This is a genomic window from Microbacterium sp. K35, from assembly GCF_004794375.1.
In the GTDB taxonomy this organism is placed as follows: Bacteria; Actinomycetota; Actinomycetes; order Actinomycetales; family Microbacteriaceae; genus Microbacterium; species Microbacterium sufflavum.
On the sequence record NZ_SSDM01000282.1, the window covers coordinates 1 to 24,675 of the forward strand.

The window sequence follows — 24,675 nt, forward strand, 5'->3', positions numbered from 1 at the left end:
TGCCGCGATCGAGGCTCCGGGCGCATCAGTCGCGGCACCCTCGGCGGGCAAGGCGATCCCGGGTGCAGCGGCACCGGGTGCAGCGGCACCGGGCGCAGCCGCCACCGAAGCAGCTGCCACCGAAGCAGCGGCACCGGGCGCAGCCGTCACCGAAGCGGCCTCGGGAACGGGGGCGGGCTCGGCGCCGGTCGCAGATCCGAGCGCGGCGGAGGCCGACGCGGGCGGCCAGGGCTCTCCGCCCGGAACGCGCGGCAGGCCTCGACGAAGACGCGACGGCCCGGATGCGGCCGTCGCGGGAGGCGTCGCGGCGACAGAGGAGGCCGCAGAGCTCGCGCTCGGCTCGGCCGGCGGGGTCGTCTCGGCGCTGGTCTCGATCACGGGCGATGCGGCCGCGACGCCGACACCGCTCGCACCTTCCTCCGCGGCCTCGGAACCGACAGCGGCCCCGGACTGCGCCTGCGAGCCGGAGAGGGCCACCGACGCCTCATCCGCACCGACGGAGGCCGCATCCGCGACCTCCACGGACACGTCGGCCGGCGGCCACGGCTCGCCACCGGGCACACGCGGCAGACCGCGTCGCAGCATCCGCGTGGCCATGACTACTTCTTCCGCGCCTCGAGCGCGGCGATCACCTGCGGCACGATCGTGAACACGTCGCCGACGATGCCGAAGTCCGCGACGTCGAAGATCGGCGCCTCCGGGTCTTTGTTGATCGCGACGATGTTCTTCGACGTCTGCATGCCCGCCCGGTGCTGGATCGCGCCGGAGATGCCGAGTGCGACGTACAGCTGCGGCGACACCGAGACACCCGTCTGCCCGACCTGGTGCGACTGGGGGATGTAGCCCGCGTCGACGGCCGCGCGCGAGGCGCCGACCGCCGCACCGAGGGCGTCGGCGAGCTCCTCGACGAGCACGAACTTCTCCTTCGACGCCAGGCCGCGCCCCCCGGAGACGACACGGGTCGCCCCGCGCAGCTCGGGCCGGGTCGACGTGGCCTCGACGGCTTCGACCGGACCGGCGGTCGCCGCGACCGCACCCGACGGGGCGACCGTCAGCTGCTCGACCTGCGGGGAGGCGACGGCCTCGGCCCGCGCGTCGACCGCGCCCTGCCGCACCGTGACCACGAGCGTGCCGTAGGTCGCGGCCGCATCGACGAGGTAGGCCCCGCCGTACACCGAGTGGTGGGCCACGACGCCCTCCTCGTCGCGGGAGAGCCCCACGGCGTCGACGGCGAGCGCACCGGGGAGGCGCACCGCGAGGCGACCGGCGACGTCGCGTCCGGAGATCGAGTTCGACACGAGCACCGCATCGGGGTTCACCTGTGCGACCGCGGCCTGCAGGGCGTCGACGAGCGGCACGGTGAGCGCGGTCGCATCGCCCTCGGCGGTCAGCACGACGGCGGCACCGGCGGCCGCGGCCTGATCCACGGCCTCCTTCCCGCCGCCCACGACGAGGGCTACGGGGGTGCCGATGCCGGCCGCAGCCCCCATCAGACCGGCAGTGCTGCTGGCGGCGTTCCCGGACGGGTCGAGGTCGACCAGGACGAGGATCGGGTTCTCGGGGTACGCCATGTCACACCAGCCTGTTCTGCACGAGGAAGTCGACGAGCTTGTCGGCGGCATCACCCTCGTCGGTGATCTTGACGCCCGCGGCGCGCGGGGGCTTCTCCGCGACCGCGGTCATGATGGTGCGGGGCGCGGCGGCGGGATCGGCCGACACGTCGAGGTCGGCGAGGGTCAGCACCTCCAGCGGCTTCTTCTTCGCCGCCATGATGCCCTTGAAGTTCGGGAACCGGGCGTCGGGTAGCGCCTCGGTGATCGAGATGACGGCGGGCAGCGGTGCCGTGACCTGCTGTCCGCCGAAGTCCGCACCGCGGGTGCCCGAGACGCCGTCCGCCGTGATCTCCACGGACGTGAGCGCGGTGGCCTGCGCCCAGCCCAGGTGCTCGGCGAGCATGGCGGGGATCACACCGCCGGAGCCGTCGGTCGAGAGGTTGCCCGTGATGACGAGGTCGGGGGCGCCACGACGGATGGCCGCGGCGAGGACCTCCGCGGTGAGCCCCAGGTCGGCGCCCGCGAGCTGCTCGTCCGCGATGTGGATGGCCGAACCGGCTCCGATCGCGAGCGCGCGCCGCACCGACGCGGTGGACCCCTCGGGTGCCATGGCGACGGCGACGACCTCGGTGCCCTCGTTCTTGTCGGCGTAGCTCAGGGCCACTTCGAGGGCCCGCTCCGTGATCTCGTCGAGCACGACGTCTCCGACCGCACGATCCGCGAGCCCCGTCTCGAGATCCAGCTTGCGATCGCCATAGGTGTCCGGCACCTCTTTGACCAGGACGAAGATCTTCATCGAATGCTCCTCACGACACGGCGAGTCTATCGGCATGGCGGTCTATGTAGCCAAAAACCGAGGAAACCCCCGGCTGCGGCCCGCGAATCCGCGGTGAATGTATACATAACCGACAGCCACGCCCTGCGCGACCGCGTCCGAGGCAACCCGCGACGCGCCGGTACCGTAGAGACGTGGTCCGCCCTCGCCCTCTCCCCGTCGATCCGCTCGCCGAAGCCAAGCGGCAGTGGGTCGCGCACGGCTGGACCGACGCGGCCGACGGCATGACGGTCGTCACCTCGGTCATGCGCGCGCAGCAGCTGCTGCTCGCCCGGGTCGACGCGGCCCTCAAGCCCTTCGCGCTGAGCTTCGCGCGGTACGAGGTGCTGCGGCTGCTCGCGTTCAGCCGCACCGGGCGGCTTCCGCTGTCGAGCGTCGTCGCGCGCCTCCAGGTGCATGCGACCACGGTCACCAGCACCGCCGAGCGCCTGGTCCGCGACGGCCTCGTCGTGCGCGAGCCGCACCCGCACGACGGCCGGGCCGCGATGCTCGCACTGACCGCGGAGGGACGCGACCTGGTCGAGCGTGCCACCGCCGCGCTCAACGCCGACGTGTTCGCCGACCCCGGCCTGAGCCACGACGACGCCGCCGAACTGGTCGCGATCGTCGCCCGCATGCGCCGCGACGCCGGGGACTTCATCGACCCCCGCCCCCTCCCCGAGCCCCTCTGATGCCCCGGTTCGTGATCGAGACCGTCGTCGCCGCGCCCCCGCAGGAGGTGTTCGACGCCGCGCTCGACCCGGCCCTGCACCTCGCGTCGATGGCCCGCTACGGCGAGACGATGATCGAAGAACCCGCGGGTGGCCGCTTCTCCGAGGGGTCGACGGTGACCTGGCGCGCGCGGCACTTCGGCATCCCCTTCCGGCTGCGCTCCGTGGTCTTCGACATCGAGGCGCCGTCCCGGTTCACCGACCGCCAGCTCCGCGGGCCGTTCGGCGACCTCCGGCACGAGCACGTCTTCGAACCGCATCCGCGCGGCACCCTCATGCGCGACACCATCGCGTTCCACTCGCCCCTCGGGCCGCTCGGCCGCCTCGTCGACGCCCTGGTGCTCGGCCGCTACATGGAACGGCTCATCCGCGAGCGCAACGACGCCCTGGTCGCTGCGATCGAGGGGCGGCGGGCGTAACCTCTGGGCATGAGCGAACTGCGCCTGCACACCGTCCTCACCGGTCGCGGTCCCGCCGCGGCGATCCAGCTCACCGACGAGCAGGTCGCCTCGTTCGGGGCCGGCAAGAGCTTCCCCGTCGCCGTCACCATCGGCGGCCGCACCGCGCGACTGCGGCTGGCCCGCATGGGCGGCGAGAACCTCATCGGCTTCAGCAAGGCGGTTCGCGCCGACCTCGGGGTGGAGATCGACCAGGAGGTCGACGCCGTGATCCGCCTCGACACCGCCGAGCGCACCGTCGACGTGCCGCCCGCGCTGGCCGAGGCGCTCGACGCCGACCCCGCCCTGCGGGCGGCCTTCGACGCCCTCTCCCCCAGCGCCCGCAAGGAGCACGCGCGCGCGGTCGCCGACGCCAAGCAGCCGGCGACGCGCGACCGCCGGATCGCGAAGATCCTCGACGGTCTCCGCGGCTGACCGTTCACAGCCCCTCGGGATCCCGGGCGAACCGGCGCCACACCGCGCGGCGCGCGCAGCAGTCCCGCGTCTCTGAGGAGCCGTGAACCGGGGTCAGCGGTTCTGGAAGTCGGGCTGGCGCTTCTCGCGGAACGCGGCCATGCCCTCCTTCTGGTCGGCCGTGTCGAACAGCGCCGCGAACGCCTCCTTCTCATGGGCGAGGCCCTCCGCGAGCGTGGTCTCCATGGCCGCATCGAGGGCGGCCTTGGCGGCGTACACCGACGGCAGCGACTTCGCCGCGATGCCGTCCGCGAGCGCGGTCGCCTCGGCCAGCAGCTCCGCCGCGGGCACGACGCGCGACACCAGTCCCGCCCGCTCGGCCTCCTCCGCGCCGAGGAAGCGGCCGGACAGCACGAGCTCGGCCGCCTTGTAGTAGCCGACCGCGCGGATGAGCCGCTGCGTGCCGCCCATGCCCGGGATGACGCCGAGGTTGATCTCGGGCTGGCCGAACTGCGCGGTGTCGGCCGCGAGGATGATGTCGCACATCATCGCCAGCTCGCACCCCCCGCCGAGCGCGAAGCCCGACACCGCGGCGATGACCGGGGTGCGCACGGCGGCGAAGTCCCGCCACGCCCCGAAGTGATCCGTCTCGCGCATCTGCGCCGCCGACATCCCCTCCATCTCCTTGATGTCGGCTCCGGCGGCGAACGCCTTCTCCGAACCCGTGACGACGATCGCGCCGATGCCGTCGTCGGCGTCGAAGGCGAGCGCGGCGGCCGTGATCTCCTCGGCGACGGTGCTGTTCAGCGCGTTGAGGGCCTGCGGGCGGTTCAGGGTGATCCATCCGACCCGTCCGCGCTGCTCCACCAGGATCGTCTCGTACTCGGTCATCTGTCTCCCTCTCCGTCGTGGTCCTGCTTCAGTATCGCCCGTCGCGTCGCTCGCCCGTCGCCGGCGCTCCCGCTCAGGAACCGGCCGTCCCGTCGCCGGCGCTCCGTGCTCCGCGACGGGGGTGCTACACGCGGTCGTCGCGGATGTCGGTGATGATGCCGGAGAAGTCGCGCGTGGCCCCGTCGCCCGCGGCGTACGCGGCGTAGAGCTGCTGCGCGAGCCGGCCCATCTTCGCGTCGGTGGAGGTCTGCTCGATCGCCTGCAGCGCGAGGCCGAGGTCCTTCGCCATGAGCGCCCCCGCGAAGCCGGGCTGATAGTCGCGGTTGGCGGGGCTCGTGGGCACCGGACCGGGCACGGGGCAGTTCGTCGTGATCGACCAGCACTGCCCCGACGCCTGCGACACCACGTCGAACAGTGCCTGGTGCTCGAGCCCCAGCCGCTCGCCGAGCACGAACGCCTCGGCCACGGCGATCTGCGACACCGCGAGCACCATGTTGTTGCAGACCTTCGCCGCCTGGCCGAGACCCGAGCCACCGCAGTGCACGATCCGCTTGCCCATGACCTCGAGCAGCGGCAGCGCCGCCGCGTAGTCCTCCTCCGAGCCGCCCACCATGAACGCCAGCGTCCCGGCCTCGGCACCCACGACCCCGCCGGACACCGGGGCGTCGATGTTGCGGTGACCGGCGGCGAGCGCGAGCGCGTGCGCGGCGCGGGCCTCGTCGACCGCGATCGTGGACGACTCGATGAACAGGGTGCCGGGGCGCGCCGCCGCCAGCAGCTCGGTGCGATACGCCTCGATCACGTGCTTCCCGGCGGGGAACATCGTGATCACGACCTCCGCGTCGGTCACGGCCTCCGCGCCGCTGGCCGCCACCGGGATCCCGGCCGCCCGCGCCGCCTCCACGGCCGCGGGCACGAGGTCGAAGCCGTGCACCTCGTGTCCCGCCGCGACGAGGTTCTTCGCCATCGGCAGGCCCATGTGGCCGAGGCCGAGGAAGGCCACGCGGGTCATGAGGCGCTCCGCATCGACGCCGACCCCGCCGGCCGCAGCATCTCCCGGCCGACGATGAGTCGCATGATCTCGTTGGTGCCCTCGAGGATCTGGTGCACGCGCAGGTCGCGCACGATCTTCTCGATGCCGTAGTCCTGCAGGTAGCCGTAGCCGCCGTGCAGCTGCAGCGCGCGGTTGGCGACGTCGAAGCCGGCGTCGGTGGCGAACCGCTTCGCCATGGCGCAGCGCATCGTGGCGTCCGGCGCCTTCGCGTCCACCGCCTCCGCACCGTCGCGCACCATGAGCCGCGCGGCCTGGAGGTCGGTGCGCATGTCGGCGATCGCGAACAGGATCGACTGCTTCTCGGCCAGCGGCTCCCCGAACGCCACCCGCTCGTGCACGTACTGCACGGCGCGGTCGAGGGCCGCCTGGGCTCCGCCGAGCGAGCAGGCGGCGATGTTGAGGCGCCCGCCGTTGAGCGCCGACATCGCGATCGCGAACCCGCGACCCTCGTCGCCGAGCATCGCGGCTGCGGGCACCCGCACGCCGTCGAGGATCACCTGCCGGGTGGGCTGCGCGTGCCAGCCCATCTTCTTCTCCGGGGCGCCGAAGCTCAGCCCCTCGGCGTCGCCCGGCACGAGGAAGGCGCTGATGCCGCGCGCTCCCGGCTCGCCCGTCCGCGCCATCACGACGTACACGGCCGCCTCGCCCGCCCCCGAGATGAACTGCTTGACGCCGGTGAGCAGGTAGTCGTCGCCGTCGCGCACGGCGCTGGTCGCCACGTTGGCGGCGTCGGATCCGACCCCCGGCTCGGTGAGGCAGTAGCCGCCGAACTCCTGCATGGCCGTGAGCTGCGGCAGCCAGGCGGCACGCTGGGTGTCGTCGCCGTAGGTGTCGATCATCCACACCACCATGTTGTGGATGGAGATGTAGGCGGCGACCGCGGGGTCGGCCTTGGCGAGCTCCTCGAAGATCGCGACGGTGTCGACGCGGGAGAGGCCGGTGCCGCCGTACTCCTCGCTCACGTAGATGCCGCCGAGCCCGAGCTCGCCGCCGCGGTTCAGCGACTCCCGTGGGAACAGGTGCTTCTCGTCGCGCTCGGCGGCCTGCGGGGCGAGCTCGGTCTCGGCGAACTCTCGGACGGCGTCGAGGATGGCCTCGCGCTCCTCGGCGGTGGTGGTGACGCTGGTCATGGTCATGTCGGTTCCTCGGGCGATCAGTGCATGGTGGGGATGACGAAGCTGGCGCCGTCGCGGATGCCGCTGGGCCAGCGACTCGTCACCGTCTTGGTCTTCGTGTAGAAGCGGAAGGCATCGGCGCCGTGCTGGTTGAGGTCGCCGAAGCCGCTGCGCTTCCAGCCGCCGAAGGTGTAGTACGCGATGGGCACCGGGATCGGCACGTTCACCCCGACCATGCCGACCTCCACACGGGCGGCGAAGTCGCGGGCCGCGTCGCCGTCGCGCGTGAAGATCGCGACGCCGTTGCCGTACTCGTGCTCCGACGCCATCCGCAGCGCCTCCTCGTAGTCCGCGGCCCTCGCGATCACGAGCACGGGGCCGAAGATCTCCTCGCGGTAGATCGCCATGTCGGTCGTCACGTGGTCGAACAGCGTCGGCCCGAGGTAGAACCCCTCCTCGTGCCCTGGCACCGTGAAGCCGCGGCCGTCGGCGAGGAGCGTCGCCCCCTCGTCCACGCCCTGCTGGATGTAGCCGGTGACGCGGTCCACGGCGTCGCGCGAGACCAGCGGGCCGTAGTCGACGTCGGCCGCGAGCGAGGGCCCGACCCGCAGCTGGGCGACCCGCTCGACGAGCTTGGCCGCGAGCGCGTCTGCCGTCTCCTCCCCCACGGGCACCGCGACCGAGATCGCCATGCAGCGCTCGCCCGCCGAGCCGTAGCCCGCGCCGATCAGCGCGTCCACCGCCTGGTCGAGGTCGGCGTCGGGCATCACGATCATGTGGTTCTTGGCGCCGCCGAAGCACTGCGCCCGCTTGCCGTGCGCGGCCGCGGTGGCGTAGATGTACTCGGCGATGGGTGTCGAGCCCACGAAGCCGACCGCGCGGATCCGGTCGTCGCTCAGCAGCGTGTCGACCGCCTCCTTGTCGCCGTGCACCACGTTGAGCACGCCCGCCGGGAGCCCGGCTTCGAGGAACAGCTCCGCCAGCCGGACGGGCACCGAAGGATCGCGCTCGCTGGGCTTGAGCACCACGGCGTTGCCGGCGGCGAGCGCGGGCCCGGCCTTCCACAGCGGGATCATGGCCGGGAAGTTGAAGGGGGTGATGGCGGCGACGACACCCAGGGGCTGTCGCATCGAGTACACGTCGATGCCCGCGCCCGCGCCGGTGGAGTACTCCCCCTTGAGCAGGTGGGGCGCTCCGGCGGAGAACTCGATCACCTCGAGGCCGCGCTGGATGTCGCCCTTCGCGTCGTCGACGGTCTTGCCGTGCTCGCTCGCCAGCAGTTCGGCGAGCGACTGCATCTCGCGCTGCGCCAGGTCGAGGAACCGCAGCAGCACCCGCGCGCGCTTCTGCGGATTGGTCGCGGCCCAGGCGGCCTGCGCCTCCTCGGCGGTGGCGATCACGCGGCGCACCTCCTCGGCGGAGGCGAGCGGCACGCGCGCCTGCACCGCGCCGGTGCTCGGATCGAAGACGTCGGCGAAGCGTCCGTCGTCGGGGGTGAGAAGCGTTCCGCCCACGAAGTGCGGGATCGTACGGGTCATTGTGTGACATCCCTCCGTGCCGTCGTTGGCACATCGCGAGTTTACTCCGGCGTCCGTGAAAATACGAGGACGTCCTTGTATCTCCGCGCACGGCCGGTCCCCGCCCCGAGCGGCGCCGTTCGCACCCCGTTCACCCGCGCGTCACCTCGGCCGATTACAACTGCAGGTGCACGGACAGTGACTCAGACCGGATCGGGTAATCGCGTCCTCCGTGCGCACGGTGAGCGCTCTCGCTCCCGTCGCGGCCCCCAACGCCGCGTGACCCCCGCCGAATCGGGTCGGCGGGGGTCTTCTCCGTGCGGACGCCGCCGCGCTCCGGCGAAATAGAATCGTGCTGGCGCCGCGACCCTGGCGCCCCCACCCCACCCGGCGTCCGCACCCCGATGCCCCCACCCCCGAGGACCGCACCATGTCCGCAACCGCCCCCGTGTCCGAGCCCGTCACCGTCTCCATCCGCCGCGAGGTCGACCCCGAGCGCATCGCCGAGGCGACCGCCTGGGTGCAGACCGGCGTGAACCTGGCGACGAAGTACCCGGGCTTCCTCGGCTCGGGGTGGGTGCGCGCGGGCGAGGACTCGCAGGTGTGGCACATGCTCTACCGCTTCGCGAGCGAGGAGTCGCTGACCGCCTGGGAGCAGTCGGGCGAGCGCACCTGGTGGCTCTCCATGGGCGAGGGCTTCGTGCGCAGCGAACGCTCCAAGCGCCGCACCGGCATCGAGGGGTGGTTCGACGAGCCGTCCACCGGCTCCATCCCCGTGGTCGAGCCCGACGGCACGACCACGGTCGCCGTGGCCCCCGCGCCGCCGCGCTGGAAGCAGGCGGTGTCGATCTGGCTCGGCTTCTTCCCCGTCAACCTCGCCTTCACGTACGCCATGAGCCCGGTGCCGGGATGGGACGGCCTGCCGATCTGGCTGCGCGTTCTCGCGACCACGCTCGTGCTCACGCCGATCATGACCTACTGGGTGCTCCCCTGGGTCACCCGCTCCCTGCGCGGCTGGCTCGCCCGCTGACGCTCACGCGCCGTCCGGCGTGACCTTCTTCTTCCCCGGCTCGACGAGCGACAGCGGATCCGCGATGTCCTCCAGCGACTTGCCCGCCGCGCTCACCCCGAACACCCCGCAGACCACGCCGCCGAACATCATGATCGCGGCACCGAGCACGTAGCCCCAGAAGAGCGGGCCGCGGTCGCCGGACTCGGCGCTCGCCCCGATCAGCGCCCCGTAGAGCACCGGGGCGATCGCGCCGACGAGCTGGCCGATGGAGAAGACGTACGAGATCACCTGGCTGCGCAGCTCCAGCGGGAAGATCTCGCTCACCGTCAGGTAGGCGGCGGACGCACCGGCGGAGGCGAAGAAGAACGAGGCGCACCAGAACGCCGTGTGCGTCGCCGCGTTCAGAACGCCCGCGTTGAACAGGAAGGCGCTGACCAGCAGGATCAGCCCGGCGAGCACGTACGTGCCGAAGAGCATGCGGCGCCGGCCCCACGTGTCGAAGAAGTGACCGAGGATGAGGGCGCCGGCGAGGTTGCCGACCGCGAAGACGATGAAGTACTGCGAGGCGGAGGCGGGCGGGGTGTCGTAGAAGTTCTCGAGCACCAGCGCGTAGGTGAAGAAGATCGCGTTGTAGAGGAACGACTGCGTCACCATCATCGTGATGCCGACCAGCGTACGGCGCGGGTACTTCTGGAACAGCACCTTCGCGATCACCAGGAACGGCACGCTGCCGTACTCCTTGACCGTGATCGCCTTGTCCTCGTCGACCGGGTCGATCGTCTTGCCCTCCTTGCGGATGCGCTCCTCGATCGCGTCGACGTTGCGCTCCGCCTCCTCCTCACGGCCGTGCGTCATCTGCCAGCGCGGGCTCTCCGGGATGTGCCGACGCAGCCAGATGATCAGCAGGCCGAGGATCGGACCGACGAAGAAGCTGAGCCGCCAGCCCAGGTCGGCGGGCAGGAGGTCGGTGTTGAGGAAGAACATGTTCGCCACGGCACCCAGGGCCGCACCGCCCCAGTAGGTGCCGTTGATCGCGATGTCGACGCGGCCGCGGTACTTCGCCGGGATGATCTCATCGATCGCGGAGTTGATGGCGGCGTACTCGCCGCCGATGCCCGCGCCGGCGACGAACCGCCAGATGTAGAAGAACCACGGGGCGAACGCGAGACCGGCCACCGCGGAGCCCACGAGGTAGACCGCGAGCGAGATCAGGAAGAGGTTCTTGCGCCCGAGGCGATCGGCGAGGCGACCGAACACCAGCGCCCCGAACACCTGGCCCAGCAGGTAGCACGTGCCGGCGAGACCCACCTCGGCCGGGCCCATGCCGAGGGTCTCGGCATAGCCGTTCGCGGCGACGATCTGCACCTCGAGCCCGTCGAGGATCCACGAGAAGCCGAGGCCGACGACGATCATCCAGTGGAAGCGCGACCACGGCAGCCGGTCCATGCGCGCCGGGACGAGCGACCGGACCTCCTTGACGGTGACCTCGGATGCGGACATGAACCCTCCTTCGTGCGGGGCGCGAACGGCCCGCATCCGGTTCTACTCCGCCCGGGAATTCGCCGCATCGCCTTGACCCCGAGGGCTCCATCACGCTACAGCGCCGCCGAGAACCCTCGGCGGCGCTGTCAGATCGTGCTCGCGGCGGTCAGGCCGACGCCTCCTCGGGGCGCTCCTGCACCTCGATCGCGGCGGTGTCCGGCGTGTACCCCTCGACGTGCCGCTCCTCGGCTCCGACGTACGCCGAGAGCGGCCGGATCAGGGCGTTCGACGACTGCTGCTCCAGGATGTGCGCCGTCCACCCCGTGATCCGCGCCGCGACGAACAGCGGCGTGAAGGTCAGGGTGTCGAAGCCGATCAGGTTGTAGGCGGGGCCCGACGGGTAGTCCAGGTTCGGGTAGATGCCCTTGCGCTCCACGAACTCGCCCTCCAGACGCTCGTAGAGCTCGGCCACCTCCGGGCGGTCGTAGTGGCGCACCAGGGTGTCGAGCGCGGCCTTCATGGTGGGCACCCGCGAGTCGCCGCGCTTGTAGACGCGGTGACCGAACCCCATGATCTTGCGCTTCTCGGCCAGCGCCTTGTCGAGCCACTCGGTCACGCGGTCGGCCGCGCCGATCTCGTCGAAGATGTGCATCACGGCCTCGTTCGCACCGCCGTGCAGCGGGCCCTTGAGCGCCCCGATCGCCCCGACGACCGCGGAGTACAGGTCGCTGAGCGTCGAGGTGATCACGCGCGCCGTGAAGGTGGACGCGTTGAAGGAGTGCTCCGCGTAGAGCGTCATCGAGCGGTTGAACGCATCGACCACCACCGGGTCCTGCTCCTCGCCGAACGTCATCCAGAGGAAGTTCGCCGCGTAGTCCAGGTCGTCCCGCGGCTCGACCGCCGGCAGGTCCCGCCGACGCCGCTGCCCGTAGGCGACGATCGCCGGAAGGGCCGCGAACAGGCGCAGGCTGCGCTCCAGGTTGACCTCGGGCGTGCCGACCGCATCGAGCACGTTGCGGATGCCGGCCGTCTCGACCGCGCCGATCACGCTCACCGCCGTGCGGACCTCGTCCATCGGGTGGGCGTCCAGCGGCAGCCGGTCGATCGCATCCTTCACCTCGGGCGTGAGGGCGCGGTGCCGCCGCTCCTCCAGGCGGAACGCCGCGAGCTCGTCCCCCGTGGGCAGCTCGCCGTTCCACAGCAGATACGCGACGGCCTCGAACGGCTGCGTGTCGGCGAGTTCCTGCACCGGGTAGCCGCGGTACAGCAGGCTGTTCGTCTCGGGGTTGACCTTCGAGATCGCGGTCGTGTCGACGACGACCCCCGCGAGGCCCTTCTTGATGTCCGGCTCGGTCATGCTCACTCCTTCGTGATGGTGAAGTTGAAGACCCCGGAGTCGAAGTGGTTGTACGACTCGTAGTCGATCAGGTCGTAGAGATCGGCGCGGTGCTGCATCTCGCCGAGCGTCGAGGTCAGATGCCCCTCGTCGTTCAGCGTATCGAGCGCACGGCCCGCGGCGCCCATCGCGATCCGCAGCAGCGACACCGGCCAGATCACCATCCGCACCCCGGCGCTGCGGAGCTGGTCGACCGAGAACAGCTCGCTCTTGCCGAACTCGGTCATGTTCGCGAGGATCGGCACGTCGAGCGCCTCCGCCATCGCCTCGAACTCGTCGAGCGTGCGCATCGCCTCGGGGAAGATCGCGTCGGCACCCGCGTCGACCAGGGCCTTCGCGCGGTCGATCGCGGCGTCCAGTCCCTCGATCGCCCGGATGTCGGTGCGCGCCATGATCAGGAAGTTCTCGTCGCGGCGGGCGTCGGCGGCGGCACGGATCCGCTTGATCGCGGTGTCCTCATCGACCACGCTCTTGCCGTCGAGGTGACCGCAGCGCTTGGGGTTGATCTGGTCCTCGATGTGGGTGCCGGCGAGTCCCGCGTCCTCCAGCTCCTGAATGGTGCGGGCCACGTTCATGGGCTCGCCGAAGCCGGTGTCGGCGTCGACGATCGCGGGCAGGTCGGTCATGCGCGCGATCTGCTTGGCGCGTCCGGCGACCTCGGTCAGCGTCGTGAGGCCGATGTCGGGCAGCCCCAGGTCGGCGGAGAGCACCGCGCCCGAGATGTACACGCCGTCGAACCCCTTCTGCTCGATCAGCCGGGCGCTGAGCGGGTTGAACGCGCCGGGGAACCGCAGCAGCTCGCCCGAGGACAGGCGCTCCCGGAACAGCCGCCGCTTCTCGGCGGGCGTGACGGTGGAGTACAGCATCAGAACAGGCCTCGGGGAGCCGGGGCGGCGTCGAGCACACCGGGCTTCGCGACGATCGACAGCTCGGCGACCTCGGCGGCCGTGAGCTCGGGGAGGCGCTGCACGAGCTCCAGGAACCGGTCGATCTCGGCCGGCTCCAGCACGGGCTCCGCGAGCAGACGGAACTTCGCGATGTAGTCGGCGCGGGCGAACGGTCGCGCGCCGAGCGGGTGCGCATCGGCCACGGCGATCTCGTCGACCACGGTGCTGCCGTCGGTGAGGCGGATCTCGACGCGACCGCCGAACGCCTTCTCGTCCGGATCCTCCGAGTGGTAGCGGCGCGTCCACTCCGGGTCCTCGGCCGTGGTGATCTTGTGCCACAGGGCGACCGTGTCGGCGCGGCCCGCGCGCTCCGGGGCGTACGAGTCGACGTGGTGCCAGCCGCCGTCCTGCAGCGCGACCGCGAAGATGTACGGCACCGAGTGGTCGAGGGTCTCGCGCGACGCGGTGGGGTCGTACTTCTGCGGGTCGTTCGCGCCGGAGCCGATCACGTTGTGCGTGTGGTGGCTGGTGTGGATGACGATGGACTCGATGTTCGCGGGGTCGCGGAGGGCCGGGTTCGCGAGGCCGAGGCGGCGGGCGAGGTCGATCAGCGCCTGCGCCTGGTACTCCGCGGAGTGCTCCTTCGTGTACGAGTCGAGGATCGCGCGCTTCGGCTCACCCGCGGCGGGCAGCGGCACGTCGTACGCGGCGTCCTTGCCGTCGAGCATCCAGGCGATCACGCCGTCCTCGCCCTCGTAGATCGGTGCCGGGCTGGTCTGTCCGCGCATCGCCCGGTCGACCGCCTCGACGGCCATCTTGCCCGCGAAAGCCGGGGCGTGCGCCTTCCACGTGGAGATCTCGCCCTTGCGGCTCTGCCGGGTCGCGGTGGTGGTGTGCAGCGCCTGGCCGACCGCCTGGTAGATGGTCTCGACGTCGAGGTCGAGCAGGGTGCCGATGCCGGCCGCGGCCGACGGGCCGAGGTGGGCGACGTGGTCGATCTTGTGCCTGTGCAGGCAGATCGCGCGCACCAGGTCCATCTGGATCTCGTAGCCGGTGGCGATGCCGCGCACGAGCGCCCGGCCGTCTTTGCCCGCGTGCTGGGCGACCGCGAGGATCGGCGGGATGTTGTCACCTGGGTGCGAGTACTCGGCGGCGAGGAACGTGTCGTGGTAGTCGAGCTCGCGCACGGCGACACCGTTCGCCCACGCCGCCCACTCCGGGCTGGTGCGGTGGTCGAGCGCGGCGCCGAACAGGTTCGCCCCGGCACCCCCGGTCGACACCAGGTGGCTGAACGCCTGCGCGCGGGCGGCCACGATGGGGGCGCGGGTGAGCGAGGCCGCGGCGACGGCGGCGTTGTCGATGATGCGGTTGACGATCATGTCGACGACGGGCTGCTCGACCTCGACCCGGTCGACGGCGACCTCGGCGATCTTCCACGCGAGCTGGTCCTCGCGGGCGAGGTTCTCGGAGCTGGCGTGCACGCGGACGTGGTGGGTGACGGTCATGAGTGTCCTTCGCTGTCGGGGAGGGAGTCGAGGATGCCGGTGAGCGCGTTGTGCAGGTGCACGTGCGTGGCATGGGCGGCCAGGTCGCCGTCGCGCGCGGCGAGCGCCTGCGCGATCGTGCGGTGCTCGGCGGCCGACGCGGCGAGCCGGGCGGGCTTGTCCTTGGCCATGCGCCGCACCCGCACCAGGTGCGTGCGCACGGTGCGCAGGGCCGCGGCGATGTAGTCGTTGTCGACGGCGTCGTCGAGGGCCGCGTCGAAGCGGGCGATCAGGGCGTAGTAGGCGTCGCGGCCCGCGGCCCGCGTCAGGTCGACGTGGGAGAACTCGTCGGCGAGGGCGGCGAAGAGATCGGCGTCACCCCGGGCGGCGGCGAGGCGGGCCGAGGTCTCCTCCAGCGCGCGGCGGATCTCGAACAGCGAGCGGATGTCGTCGGCGTCGAGGGCGGCCACCACCGTGACCCGGGGGGACTGCTGCACCACCAGTCCGTCGGCGGCGAGGCGGCGGAGGGCTTCGCGCATCGGGGTGCGGCTGACGCCGAGGCGCTCGGCCTGCTCGACCTCGCCCAGCACGAACCCCGCGGGGAGGGCGCCCGACTGGATGCCGTCGAGGAGGGCCGCATAGGCGCGATCGCTCGCGGACGTGCGCTCGACAGGGAGAACCATGCCCTCAGTGTATACATAAACCCGCTCGAGGTGGGCGCGCGGTCGTGTTCAGGCTGTATTCGTATACATAGGCTCGGACGCGGCGACCCGCGGCTCGCCGAGCTTCACCACGACCACGCCGGCGAGCACGAGCACGCCCCCCAGCGCCTGCAGCGGGCCGGGGAGCTGGTCGAGCAGCAGCCACCCGAACAGCAGGGCGGCCACGACCTCGGCGAGCGCGACGAACGAGGCGAGACGCGAGCCGAGCATCCTCGTGGACACGATGCCGAGCACGTAGGCGAGCGCCGTCGCGATGAGCCCGATCGCGAGGACGGGCACGAACCAGGAAACCGTGCCGAAGCGGTACGCGACATCGGCCGTCGTCCACGCGAACGGCAGCACCCCGACCAGACCGGCGAGGGCCAGACCGACGGCACCGAGCAGCAGCCCGCTCCCGGCGAGCGCGATCGGCGGGAGTCCGGTGTCGGCCTTCGCCGAGAGCACGAAGTAGCTCGCCGCCCCCACCATCGCCCCCAGCGCCCAGAGCACGCCGACCACGTTCACCTGCGCACCGGTGACGATGTCGAGCATCAGCACGAGCCCGACGAAGGCGATCCCCGCCCCGAGCACGCTGCGCCGCGTCGGTCGCTCGCCGCGGCGCAGCCACAGCCAGAGCAGCACCGCGACCGGAGCCGTGTACTCGATGAGCAGCGCGATCCCGACATCCATGACCGCGACGGCCTGGAAGTAGCAGAGCTGAGTGGCCGCCACGGCGAGCAGCCCGTAGGCGAGGACCATCCCGGCGTTCCGGCGGAGGGCGCGCCACCGCCCCCGCAGCGCCAGGAGGGTCGGGAGCAGCAGGACGAGCGCGGCGACCCCCACCCGTACGGTGACGGCCGCGCCGGGCGTCCACCCCGCGTCGATGAGTCCGCGCGCCCACGCCCCGGAGGAGCCGAACGCGAACGCGGCGGCGACGGCCAGCGGGAGCCCGAGGCGCACATCGCTCCGCGTGCGGTTCCTGTCATCCGCCACGGTGCTCATGGACGATGACGCTACTCGCGGACGGAGTAAGATGTCAACATGGTCTTCACCGATGACACCGAGGATGCGCTGCGCGCGGCGGTCTGGCTCGCGAACTCCGCCGAAGAGCCCGACACCCTCGTCGACGTCGACGACGAGAAGACGTTCCTCGCGGTGTTCCCCTACACCGGGAGGATCGACCGCGACGGCGTGGAACTCGACGACCTGCGCGCCCTCCGCCCGCGGCTACGAGCGATGCTGCTCGCCCCGCGCGACGAGATGGCCGCACACGTGAACGATGCCCTCGCCGAGCTGCAGCTCACTCCGCGGCTGGTGCGGCACGACGGAGCGGACTGGCACCTCCATGCGGTGCACGACGAGCGGCCGCTCGCCGAGCGCGTGCTCGTCGAGACGGTGATGGCGCTCATCGACGTGATCCGCGCGGACGAGGGCTCGCGCCTCACGGTCTGCGAGGACGACACCTGCCAGGCGATCGCGCTCGACCTCTCCCGCAACCGCTCCAAGCGGTACTGCTCCACGACGTGCGCGAACCGCAACGCGGTCGCGGCCTACCGCGCTCGGCGCGCACACGCCTGACACCGACGCCTCACCGGTCGCCCGCGCCCGTTTCGCGCAACTCCTGAGCGAGGGGGCCCATCCCGCTCCACGGCCCCTGAGCAGCGACCGTCCTTCGTCCCGCTGCGCTCATTCGCGGATCGACTGCGCTCTTCACAAACGATTATCGATTAGTGTAATGTCGCCAGCGGCCCTCCCTCATGCATCAGGAAAGGATCAACGATGATCAAGGCCCGACTCCTCCCCCTCGTCGGCATCGCGGCAGTGTCCGCGCTCGCCCTCGCCAGCTGCTCCACCCCCGCCGGAGACGACGGCGGCTCCTCCTCGGAGGACGTCGAGGTGCGCATGCTCGTCAACGTCACCCCGAACCTGACCGAGGAGTTCTGGAACGACCTCGTCGCCCCGTTCGAGGAGGCCAACCCGAACATCGACGTCGTCATCCAGAACCCCGGCGCGGAGGGCGTGGAGGCCGCCGTGCCCCGCCTGCTCGCGGCCGGCGACGCCCCCGACGTCGTGCAGTCGATCGCCCCGACGACGAAGCTCGCGCCCGAGCTCGTCGACCTGTCCGGGTACGAGTGGGCCTCGTCCGGTCCCCTCGCCGACCAGTACTCGATCGACGGCAAGAACTACATGGCCGGGATCGGCGTGCAGCTGCAGAGTCTCTTCTTCTACAACAAGACCGCGTTCGAGGAGGCCGGCATCACCGAGCTGCCCACCACCGTCGACGAGCTCACCGAGGCCCTCGGCAAGCTGAAGGCGGCGGGGTGGACCCCGATCCAGACCGGCGGCGACTGGATGAGCAGCCACACGCTGCAGGCCCTCGGCCTGCCGACGATCATCGCCGAGGACCCGGAATGGTTCCAGAAGATGACGTCCGGCGAGGAGACCTTCAGCGAGACCTACGGCGACGCGGTCGAGACCTACGCGGAGTGGGTGTCCGAGGGCTACATCCCCACCGACGCGCTCGGCATCAAGTACCCCGACGCCGAGCAGGCGTTCCTGTCGGGCAAGACCGCCGTGTACTCGATGGGCAGCTGGTTCGCCGGCACGCAGGCCAAGGCCGCCGAGTCGGCCGACATCGGGGTCTTCCGCGCCCCGTCGTTCGACGGCGACGAGCAGCCCGCGATGGGTGCCAACATCGCCAGCCCGTACTCGATCCTCAAGTCCAGCGAGCACCAGGACGCCGCGGCGAAGCTCGTCGAGTTCCTCACCACCGACCAGACCGCGGTCAGCGACCAGCTGGCGGTCGACGGCAACTTCCGCGACGGTTACGAGTACGACATGACGCCGCTGGGCGAAGAGCTGCTGCAGATCGTCGCCGACACGCCCGCCGAGGCCTACACCCCCACCGGCGGCGGCTACGGCGAGCGCACGCTCCCCGACGGCTACCCGGGCGAGATCAACACCCAGACCCAGGCCCTCATCGGCGGCGCCTCCGCCGAGCAGGTCCTGAAGGCCATGGACGACTGGTTCGCCGCGAACGCCGGCTGACCGCTCGAGGCGCCAGGGACCGCATCCGTCCCTGGTGCCTCCCCGGCGCCGCATCCGCGCCACCCCCACCAACGCGCCACCGAGAACGAGAGTGCCGCCATGACTCCGCCCACCACGACCGCGCCGCCCCCGGCCGCGGCGACCGCCCCGACAGGACCATCGACGCCGATGAGCTCGACCCCCGCCCCCCGCAAGCGCTCCGCGCTGCAGCGGTGGCGGCACCGCCTCCCCGGCATCCTCATGGGAGGGCCCGCCGTGGCCGTCTTCCTGGCGATGTTCGTCATCCCGATGATCCTCGCCGCGGTGCTGAGCTTCACGGACTGGAACGGGTACAGCCTCAACTTCACGTTCGTCGGCTGGGAGAACTACATCAAGGCGTTCCGCAGCCCCCGCTCCACCCAGGCCGCGATCTTCACCGGCATCATCGCCGTGGTCGGCACGATCCTCTGCAACGCCATCGGTCTCGCGATCGCCGCGCTCATCGCCGGTCCCGGCCGCTCGAACACGATCCTGCGCACGATCTTCTTCTACCCGTATGTCATCAGCGCCCTCATCATCGGGTTCCTGTGGTCGGCGATGCTCTCCCCCAGCGGCGCCGTCAACGGGTTCCTCACCACCGTCGGCCTGCCCGCGATGCCCTTCCTCACCGACCCCACCTTCGCGAAGGCGAGCGTGATCTTCACGATCGTGTGGTCGCACTTCGGCTTCAACATGATCCTGTTCCTCGCCGGCATCAAGTCGGTGCCCGCCGAGTACTACGAGGCCGCGACCGTGGACGGCGCCTCGCGCTGGCAGCAGTTCCGCTCCATCACCCTGCCGCTCATCGCGCCGGTGTTCACGGTGAACCTGGTGCTGACCCTCGTCGGGCTCCTCAAGGCCTACGACGTGGTGCTCTCCCTCACCGACGGCGGCCCGGCGGGCTCCACCCAGACGATCGTCTACCAGATCCTCAAGGACTCGTTCGCGAACTCGGCCCTCGGGTTCGGCGCCGCGCAGTCCATGATCCTCCTCATCGTCACCGCGGTCATCGGTCTCGCCGTCACGCTGGTGCGACGCCGCTCCGAGAAGAAGGCGACCGACTGATGAAGCAGACCCGCAACCGGCCGGCGCTCGCGGTGAGCGCGATCCGCTGGATCGTCCTCGGCGTCGTGGCGATCACCATGCTGATCCCGATGTACACGATGGTCATCAACGCCTTCAAGCCGCAGGCGGAGATCATCGAGAACCCGCTCCTGATCACGCCGCAGATGTTCACGTTCGAGTACCTGTGGGAGGCGATCACGAGCAGCAAGTTCAACGTGATCGCGGCCTACGGCATCACGCTCCTGTTCGTCGTGCTCGTGAACCTCTGCTGCATCGCCCTGGCCGCACCGGTCGCCTACGTGATCGCCCGCGGGCGCTCCAAGTGGCACCTGGGGCTGCTGCTGCTGTTCGTCTCCGGCCTGTTCATCCCGGGGCAGGTCACGCTGATCCCCGTCGTGTTCGTGCTGCGGGTGCTCGGACTGATCAACACGATCCCGGGCTTCATCCTCTTCGAGACGGCGGCGACGCTCCCGGTGACGATCTTCCTGTTCACCGCGTACCTGCGCAGCGTGCCGCGCGACATCGACGAGGCCGCGTCCCTCGACGGCGCCGGTCCGATCCGCGCGTTCTGGGCGTGCGTCTTCCCGATCATGAAGCCGGTCGTGGCGACGGCGGTGGTGCTGAACTCGATCGGCGTGTGGAACGACTTCGTGAGTCCGCAGATCATCCTCGGCCCCAGCTCCGGCATCTACACCGTCACCACGGGTGTGTACGCCGCCGTCGGGCAGTTCTCCACCGACTACACGCAGGTGTTCCCGACCCTGCTGCTCGCCGTGCTGCCCGCGATGGTGTTCTTCATCGTGATGCAGCGCCACATCATCGGCGGCCTCGTGGCCGGCGCGACGAAGGGATGACCGTGCCCGCGCATCCGCTCACCCGCCCCCTGCGGGCGATCCCGGCCTGGGCCGTGCTGCAGCGGCGCCTCTTCGCCGAGATCGAGGAGGCCCGCCGCGTCTTCCGCGACCGGTACACGCTCCCCGACGGCCGCCTCCGCGGCGTCGCCGAGTTCGTGGACCGCGACGGGGTCGACGACCTCTACGAGCCGTTCTTCAACTGGCCGGCCTTCTACCTGCTCGGCGGGCCCGACGAGGTGCTGGCCGACGCCAAGCGGCACTGGGAGGGCGTGACGGTGCAGCTCGCGGAGGCGGGCATGCTCGCCGACGAGTACGACAACGGCTACGACTGGTTCCACCAGGGCGAGTCGCTGCTGCTGTTCGCGGGGATCTGCCAGGCCGACCCGGCCGACACGGCGTTCGCGGCGCGCGCCGCCCGGTTCTCCGCGCTCTTCACCGATCCCGCGAAGGGCAACTACGACCCGGAGCACACCATCATCCGCGCGCCGCACAACGGTGCCCTGGGCGCTCGACCGGGCCTGGACGAGAAGATCGTGCCGTATGTGGCCGACCGGGCCGAGATGCGACCCTACGGTCTGCCCCTGCACGGGCTCGACGGCATCCGCACGTGGGACGACCTCGCCGACCCGGACAACGCGCACCGCATGGCCGAGGAGATGCAGCGTCGCGCCGCGGGCGACATCGCCGTGAACCTCGCCGCCACCTCGCTCGCGGCGAACCGGTGGCTGTACGACGGCGACGCCGCCGCGGCCGACTGGATCGAGCAGTACGTCGACGGGTGGCGGACACGGGCCGACGGCGGGCTGCTCCCCGACAACGTCGGCCCCGGCGGCACGGTGGGCGAGCTCCACGACGGGCGCTGGTGGGGCGGCCACTACGGGTGGGCGTGGCCGCACGGACTGCACTCCGTCGGCATGAGCGCCCTCATCGGCGCCCTCAACCACGCGCTCGTCACCGGCGACGATGCCGCCCTCGACCTCGTGCGCACGATGCTCGACACCGTGCTCGCCGAGGGCCGCACGGGCACCGTCGCCGACTCGACCTACAGCCTGCGCGGCGGCTGGATGGCCCGGCTCGGAGCCGCAGCCACGCAGCCCGGGGTCCTCGTGCCCTACCGCCACGGACCCGACGGGTGGTTCGACTTCGGTCCGCTGCAGCTCGACCTGCCGCTGTGGCTGTGGTGGTGGTCGCGCTCGACCGCTGACCGCAGCCGCCTGGAGCGGGCGATCGCGGGACTCCCCTCCTCCGCCGACCCCGTCGCGCCCTTCCGCGACAAGGAGGAGGCGGGGCACGAGGCCGGATGGTTCGCCTATCTCCGCGGAGACCTGCCGGAGTACCCGGTGCGTGCGCTCGAGATGGCGCTCGGTCAGGTCGCGCGGCGCACGGCCATGATGCTCGCCGACGACCGCGATCCGGATGCCGCCCACCTGCACTTCTGGCAGCGCGTCAACCCCGTCGTGACCGAGGTGCTCACGCAGCTCGTCGCCGGGGCCCCGCAGGTGCTCTACAACGGCGGGCTCGGGTTCACCGTGCTCCGCTACGAGGACGCCGACCGCGGCCGGCCGGGGCTCCCGCCCGACGTCGCCGCGCTCGTGCACCGCCTCGACGACCGCGGGATCGGCGTGCAGCTCGTGAACACCTCGGCCGTGCACACCCGCACCGTGCGGCTGCGCGGCGGCCGCTTCGGCCTCGACCGCATCGTGGAGGTGACCGCGACCGCGGAGGACGCCTCGGGCTGGCCCGGCGCCTCCGGCACGTACGCCGGACCGGAGGGCGAGATCGTCACGCACACCTTCCCCTGCGACGACGACCTCGTCGTGACCCTGCCACCGGCGCACCTCGCCGACCTCGACCTGACCATCGCGCGCGCGACCGGCTCGCCGCGCCACCTCTTCCCCGAAGGAGCCGCATGAGCGACCTGATCCGACCCGACTTCCCCCTGCCCGTGCGGGGGGCGGCGTACCAGCGGCCGTCGCGCGACGTGCTCGACTCCTTCGACGCGATCTCCGCGGCGACCGCCTGCGCCAAGCTCCACGGCCTCGGGATCCGCCGCAGCTACATCGAGGGACCGGAGCCGCTGAGCCTCGGCCAGCGCGTGGTCGGCTCCGCCCTGACGCTGCAGTTCATGCCGCAGCGGGAGGACATGGCCTCGGGCGACGGCCAGGAGTACGCCGAACGGCACACGGCCCTGTGGCACGTGCTCGAAGCGGTGCAGCCGGGGGACGTGCTGGTGATCCAGGCGTACGGCAGCCGCTTCTCCGGCTGCGTCGGCGACATCCTCGCGCGCTACTTCGCCCGCAAGGGCGGCGCGGGCATCGTCGTGGACGGGCGCATCCGCGACGCCGGCCGCATCCGCGAGCTCGGGATCCCCGTGTGGTCGACCGGTACGACCCCGCACTACGCCTCGCAGTCGGAGCTCGTGCCGTGGGCGTTCGACGTGCCCGTCGCGGTGGGCGGTGCGCTGTGCATGCCCGGCGACCTGGTCGTGGCCGACGACGACGGACCGGTCGTGGTCCCGCAGGCGATGGCGCCCCAGGTGGTCGAGGACGCGCAGGATCATGAGGAGTGGGAGGTGTTCAGCCGCAAGCGCCTCGACGAGGGCGCCCGGCTGAGCGACTACTACCCCCTGACCCCCGACAGCCGCGAGGAGTACGAGGCATGGCGTTCCGTCCGCAGCTCCGTCCTCTGACCCCGGCCGTCGCCGCCCGCGACGACGTCGGGCTCGGCTGCGCCCCGATCGGCAACCTGTTCGCGCCGGTGCCGGACGCGGATGCCGTCGACACCGTGCACGCGGCCCTCGCCCGCGACGTGCGGTTCTTCGACACGGCACCGCTGTACGGCTCGGGAGAGAGCGAGCGCAAGCTCGGCCTCGCCCTGCGCGGCGTGCCCCGCGACGACTACGTGCTGGCGACCAAGGTGGGACGGGTGCTCGTCGACGCCGAAGGCGCCCCGGTGCGCGGTGCGGCGAGCGGGCACGATTCCGTGGTCGACCTCAGCCGCGACGGCATCCTCCGCAGCCTCGACGGCAGCCTCGCCCGCCTCGGCGTGGACCGGGTGGACGTGCTGCACCTGCACGACCCCCTCGATGTGGAGGCCGCGTTCGCGACGGCCTTCCCGGCCCTCCTCGATCTGCGGGACCAGGGCGTGGTGCGGGCGATCAGCGTCGGGCTCGGGCGCCTCGATCCGCTGGAGCGCTATGTGGCCGAGGTGCCGCTCGACGTGGTGATGGAGGCCGGGCGGCTCACGCTGCTCGACCGCACGGCGCTCGACCGCCTCGTCCCCACCGCTCGGGCACGGGGCATCGGTGTCCTGGCGGCGGCGGTGTTCAACTCCGGCATCCTCGTCGACCCGGTCGGCTCGCCGTTCTACGAGTACAAGCCGGCGCCCGCCGCGCTGCAGGAGAGGGCGCTGCGACTGCAGGCCGTGTGTGCGGCCCACGACGTGCGGCTGGCCGACGCGGCCGTGCAGTTCCCGCTGCGCCACGGCGCCGACGCGGTGGTCGTGGGGGCGCGGACGCCGACCGAGGTGCACGCGTTCGTCGACGGCCTCGACGCCGCGCTCCCCGCGGCGCTGTGGGAGGCACTCGACGAGGAGGCCGTGTGAGCGGGCGGCGACGGCTCCCCCGTGCCGCGGACGCCGCGGTCGTCGCGGTCGCCGCGGTCGCCGCATGATGGCGCCGCACGGGACCTGACATGCGGATCGTCGATGCCCACGTGCACGTCTGGGATGTGGACGCCGTGCCGATCCCCTGGTTCCGCGACGACCTCGACCTGCCGCGGCACGCCTCCGCCGTCGGGCTCGGACGGGAACTGACCGCGGCCGGTGTCGCCTCCGCGATCGCGGTGCAGGCCGCGGACTCCGTGGCGGAGGTGGAGTGGCTGACCGCGACCGCCGCGCGCGACCCGTTCCTGCGGCGCGTGGTGCTGCAGTACTCCCCCGCGCCCGGACGAGCGACCGGTGCGACCGGCGTCGCCGTCACCCCCGCGGTCGTCGGCGTGCGGGCAGCGGTGCCCCAGTTCGCCGCCGACCTGTCCGACGTGGACGGCCTCGACGCGCTCGCCGACCACCTCGGCGCGACCGGCCGTGCGCTCGAGCTGCTGATCCGGCCGGAGCAGCTGCCCGCCGCCGCCACCCTCTCCCGCCGGCACCCGGGCACCGCGATCGTGGTGTGCCACCTGGGCCTCGGGGCGCGGACGGCCGAC

The 24,675-nt window shown here is 71.7% G+C and carries 24 protein-coding genes and 1 pseudogene; 12 read left to right on the forward strand and 13 right to left on the reverse strand.

Annotated features, from left to right (window positions below; translation table 11 throughout):
- The 3 genes and pseudogenes from DW299_RS19395 to DW299_RS10820 form a co-directional block, all read right to left on the reverse strand.
- A pseudogene (locus DW299_RS19395) lies at positions 1 to 597 on the reverse strand (cytochrome b/b6 domain-containing protein); the annotation flags it as partial.
- A gap of 2 nt (positions 598 to 599) precedes the next feature.
- Positions 600 to 1,571 carry an electron transfer flavoprotein subunit alpha/FixB family protein gene (locus tag DW299_RS10815; RefSeq protein WP_136036579.1) on the reverse strand — a complete coding sequence of 324 codons (972 nt, stop codon included), beginning with the start codon at positions 1,569 to 1,571 and terminating at the stop codon, positions 600 to 602.
- Between the two features lies 1 nt (position 1,572).
- Complete coding sequence (locus DW299_RS10820) at positions 1,573 to 2,349, reverse strand: electron transfer flavoprotein subunit beta/FixA family protein (RefSeq protein WP_136036580.1); 777 nt, start codon at positions 2,347 to 2,349, stop codon at positions 1,573 to 1,575.
- Between the two features lie 173 nt (positions 2,350 to 2,522).
- On the opposite strand from DW299_RS10820, the gene DW299_RS10825 reads away from it, so the two are divergent.
- The 3 genes from DW299_RS10825 to DW299_RS10835 are packed head-to-tail and all read left to right on the forward strand — an operon-like array spanning position 2,523 to position 3,970.
- Positions 2,523 to 3,059: a MarR family winged helix-turn-helix transcriptional regulator gene (locus DW299_RS10825; RefSeq protein ID WP_136029549.1), complete on the forward strand. Its 537-nt coding sequence runs from the start codon at positions 2,523 to 2,525 to the stop codon at positions 3,057 to 3,059.
- On the forward strand, positions 3,059 to 3,517 hold the full coding sequence (locus DW299_RS10830) for an SRPBCC family protein (RefSeq protein WP_136029547.1): 459 nt from the start codon (positions 3,059 to 3,061) through the stop codon (positions 3,515 to 3,517). The genes DW299_RS10825 and DW299_RS10830 overlap by 1 nt, the downstream gene beginning before the upstream one ends.
- A 9-nt stretch (positions 3,518 to 3,526) precedes the next feature.
- Positions 3,527 to 3,970, forward strand: a complete 444-nt coding sequence (locus DW299_RS10835) for a YdeI/OmpD-associated family protein (protein WP_136036581.1) — start codon at positions 3,527 to 3,529, stop codon at positions 3,968 to 3,970.
- Positions 3,971 to 4,063: 93 nt separating this feature from the next.
- On the opposite strand, the gene DW299_RS10840 is transcribed toward DW299_RS10835, so the two are convergent.
- The 4 genes from DW299_RS10840 to DW299_RS10855 all read right to left on the reverse strand — a co-directional run bounded on the left by DW299_RS10840 (position 4,064) and on the right by DW299_RS10855 (position 8,547).
- Complete coding sequence (locus tag DW299_RS10840) at positions 4,064 to 4,840, reverse strand: enoyl-CoA hydratase-related protein (protein ID WP_136036582.1); 777 nt, start codon at positions 4,838 to 4,840, stop codon at positions 4,064 to 4,066.
- Between the two features lie 124 nt (positions 4,841 to 4,964).
- Positions 4,965 to 5,852 (reverse strand): 3-hydroxyisobutyrate dehydrogenase, encoded by an 888-nt coding sequence (gene mmsB / locus DW299_RS10845; RefSeq protein ID WP_136036583.1) that lies wholly within the window; start codon positions 5,850 to 5,852, stop codon positions 4,965 to 4,967.
- Complete coding sequence (locus DW299_RS10850; RefSeq protein ID WP_136029539.1) at positions 5,849 to 7,030, reverse strand: acyl-CoA dehydrogenase family protein; 1,182 nt, start codon at positions 7,028 to 7,030, stop codon at positions 5,849 to 5,851. Before DW299_RS10850 ends, mmsB begins: the two co-directional genes overlap by 4 nt.
- Before the next feature lie 17 nt (positions 7,031 to 7,047).
- Complete coding sequence (locus DW299_RS10855) at positions 7,048 to 8,547, reverse strand: CoA-acylating methylmalonate-semialdehyde dehydrogenase (protein WP_136029537.1); 1,500 nt, start codon at positions 8,545 to 8,547, stop codon at positions 7,048 to 7,050.
- A 409-nt stretch (positions 8,548 to 8,956) separates the two neighbouring features.
- Between DW299_RS10855 and DW299_RS10860 the strand changes: the two genes are divergently transcribed.
- Positions 8,957 to 9,556 carry an antibiotic biosynthesis monooxygenase gene (locus DW299_RS10860; protein ID WP_205812669.1) on the forward strand — a complete coding sequence of 200 codons (600 nt, stop codon included), beginning with the start codon at positions 8,957 to 8,959 and terminating at the stop codon, positions 9,554 to 9,556.
- A 3-nt stretch (positions 9,557 to 9,559) separates the two neighbouring features.
- On the opposite strand, the gene DW299_RS10865 is transcribed toward DW299_RS10860, so the two are convergent.
- The 6 genes from DW299_RS10865 to DW299_RS10890 form a co-directional block, all read right to left on the reverse strand.
- Positions 9,560 to 11,038 carry an MFS transporter gene (locus DW299_RS10865; RefSeq protein WP_136029535.1) on the reverse strand — a complete coding sequence of 493 codons (1,479 nt, stop codon included), beginning with the start codon at positions 11,036 to 11,038 and terminating at the stop codon, positions 9,560 to 9,562.
- Positions 11,039 to 11,186: 148 nt separating this feature from the next.
- Positions 11,187 to 12,377, reverse strand: coding sequence for a bifunctional 2-methylcitrate synthase/citrate synthase (locus tag DW299_RS10870; protein ID WP_136029533.1), 1,191 nt, complete (start codon positions 12,375 to 12,377; stop codon positions 11,187 to 11,189).
- Positions 12,378 to 12,379: 2 nt separating this feature from the next.
- The gene (prpB, locus tag DW299_RS10875) at positions 12,380 to 13,282 is read right to left on the reverse strand and encodes a methylisocitrate lyase (RefSeq protein WP_136029531.1); all 903 of its coding nucleotides are present in this window, start codon (positions 13,280 to 13,282) and stop codon (positions 12,380 to 12,382) included.
- Positions 13,282 to 14,808 carry an MmgE/PrpD family protein gene (locus tag DW299_RS10880; RefSeq protein WP_136036584.1) on the reverse strand — a complete coding sequence of 509 codons (1,527 nt, stop codon included), beginning with the start codon at positions 14,806 to 14,808 and terminating at the stop codon, positions 13,282 to 13,284. Before DW299_RS10880 ends, prpB begins: the two co-directional genes overlap by 1 nt.
- Positions 14,805 to 15,470, reverse strand: coding sequence for a GntR family transcriptional regulator (locus tag DW299_RS10885; RefSeq protein ID WP_136029526.1), 666 nt, complete (start codon positions 15,468 to 15,470; stop codon positions 14,805 to 14,807). Before DW299_RS10885 ends, DW299_RS10880 begins: the two co-directional genes overlap by 4 nt.
- A 48-nt stretch (positions 15,471 to 15,518) precedes the next feature.
- Complete coding sequence (locus tag DW299_RS10890) at positions 15,519 to 16,490, reverse strand: EamA family transporter (protein ID WP_168442789.1); 972 nt, start codon at positions 16,488 to 16,490, stop codon at positions 15,519 to 15,521.
- A gap of 39 nt (positions 16,491 to 16,529) precedes the next feature.
- Between DW299_RS10890 and DW299_RS10895 the strand changes: the two genes are divergently transcribed.
- The 8 genes from DW299_RS10895 to DW299_RS10930 form a co-directional block, all read left to right on the forward strand.
- On the forward strand, positions 16,530 to 17,066 hold the full coding sequence (locus DW299_RS10895; protein WP_136036585.1) for a CGNR zinc finger domain-containing protein: 537 nt from the start codon (positions 16,530 to 16,532) through the stop codon (positions 17,064 to 17,066).
- Positions 17,067 to 17,267: 201 nt separating this feature from the next.
- On the forward strand, positions 17,268 to 18,536 hold the full coding sequence (locus DW299_RS10900) for an ABC transporter substrate-binding protein (protein WP_136036586.1): 1,269 nt from the start codon (positions 17,268 to 17,270) through the stop codon (positions 18,534 to 18,536).
- Between the two features lie 168 nt (positions 18,537 to 18,704).
- Complete coding sequence (locus DW299_RS10905) at positions 18,705 to 19,619, forward strand: carbohydrate ABC transporter permease (protein ID WP_136029567.1); 915 nt, start codon at positions 18,705 to 18,707, stop codon at positions 19,617 to 19,619.
- A complete protein-coding gene (locus tag DW299_RS10910) occupies positions 19,619 to 20,473 on the forward strand; it encodes a carbohydrate ABC transporter permease (protein WP_136029520.1) in 855 nt (284 codons plus the stop codon). The genes DW299_RS10905 and DW299_RS10910 overlap by 1 nt, the downstream gene beginning before the upstream one ends.
- Entirely contained in the window at positions 20,470 to 22,386 is a 1,917-nt protein-coding gene (locus DW299_RS10915; RefSeq protein WP_136036587.1) for a DUF8034 domain-containing protein, read from the forward strand. Before DW299_RS10910 ends, DW299_RS10915 begins: the two co-directional genes overlap by 4 nt.
- Positions 22,383 to 23,162, forward strand: a complete 780-nt coding sequence (locus tag DW299_RS10920; protein ID WP_136029516.1) for an RraA family protein — start codon at positions 22,383 to 22,385, stop codon at positions 23,160 to 23,162. The genes DW299_RS10915 and DW299_RS10920 overlap by 4 nt, the downstream gene beginning before the upstream one ends.
- Entirely contained in the window at positions 23,132 to 24,076 is a 945-nt protein-coding gene (locus tag DW299_RS10925; RefSeq protein WP_136036588.1) for an aldo/keto reductase, read from the forward strand. Before DW299_RS10920 ends, DW299_RS10925 begins: the two co-directional genes overlap by 31 nt.
- A gap of 89 nt (positions 24,077 to 24,165) precedes the next feature.
- Positions 24,166 to 24,675 (forward strand): amidohydrolase family protein (locus tag DW299_RS10930; protein ID WP_168443121.1); only part of this gene is annotated, 510 nt, incomplete at its 3' end.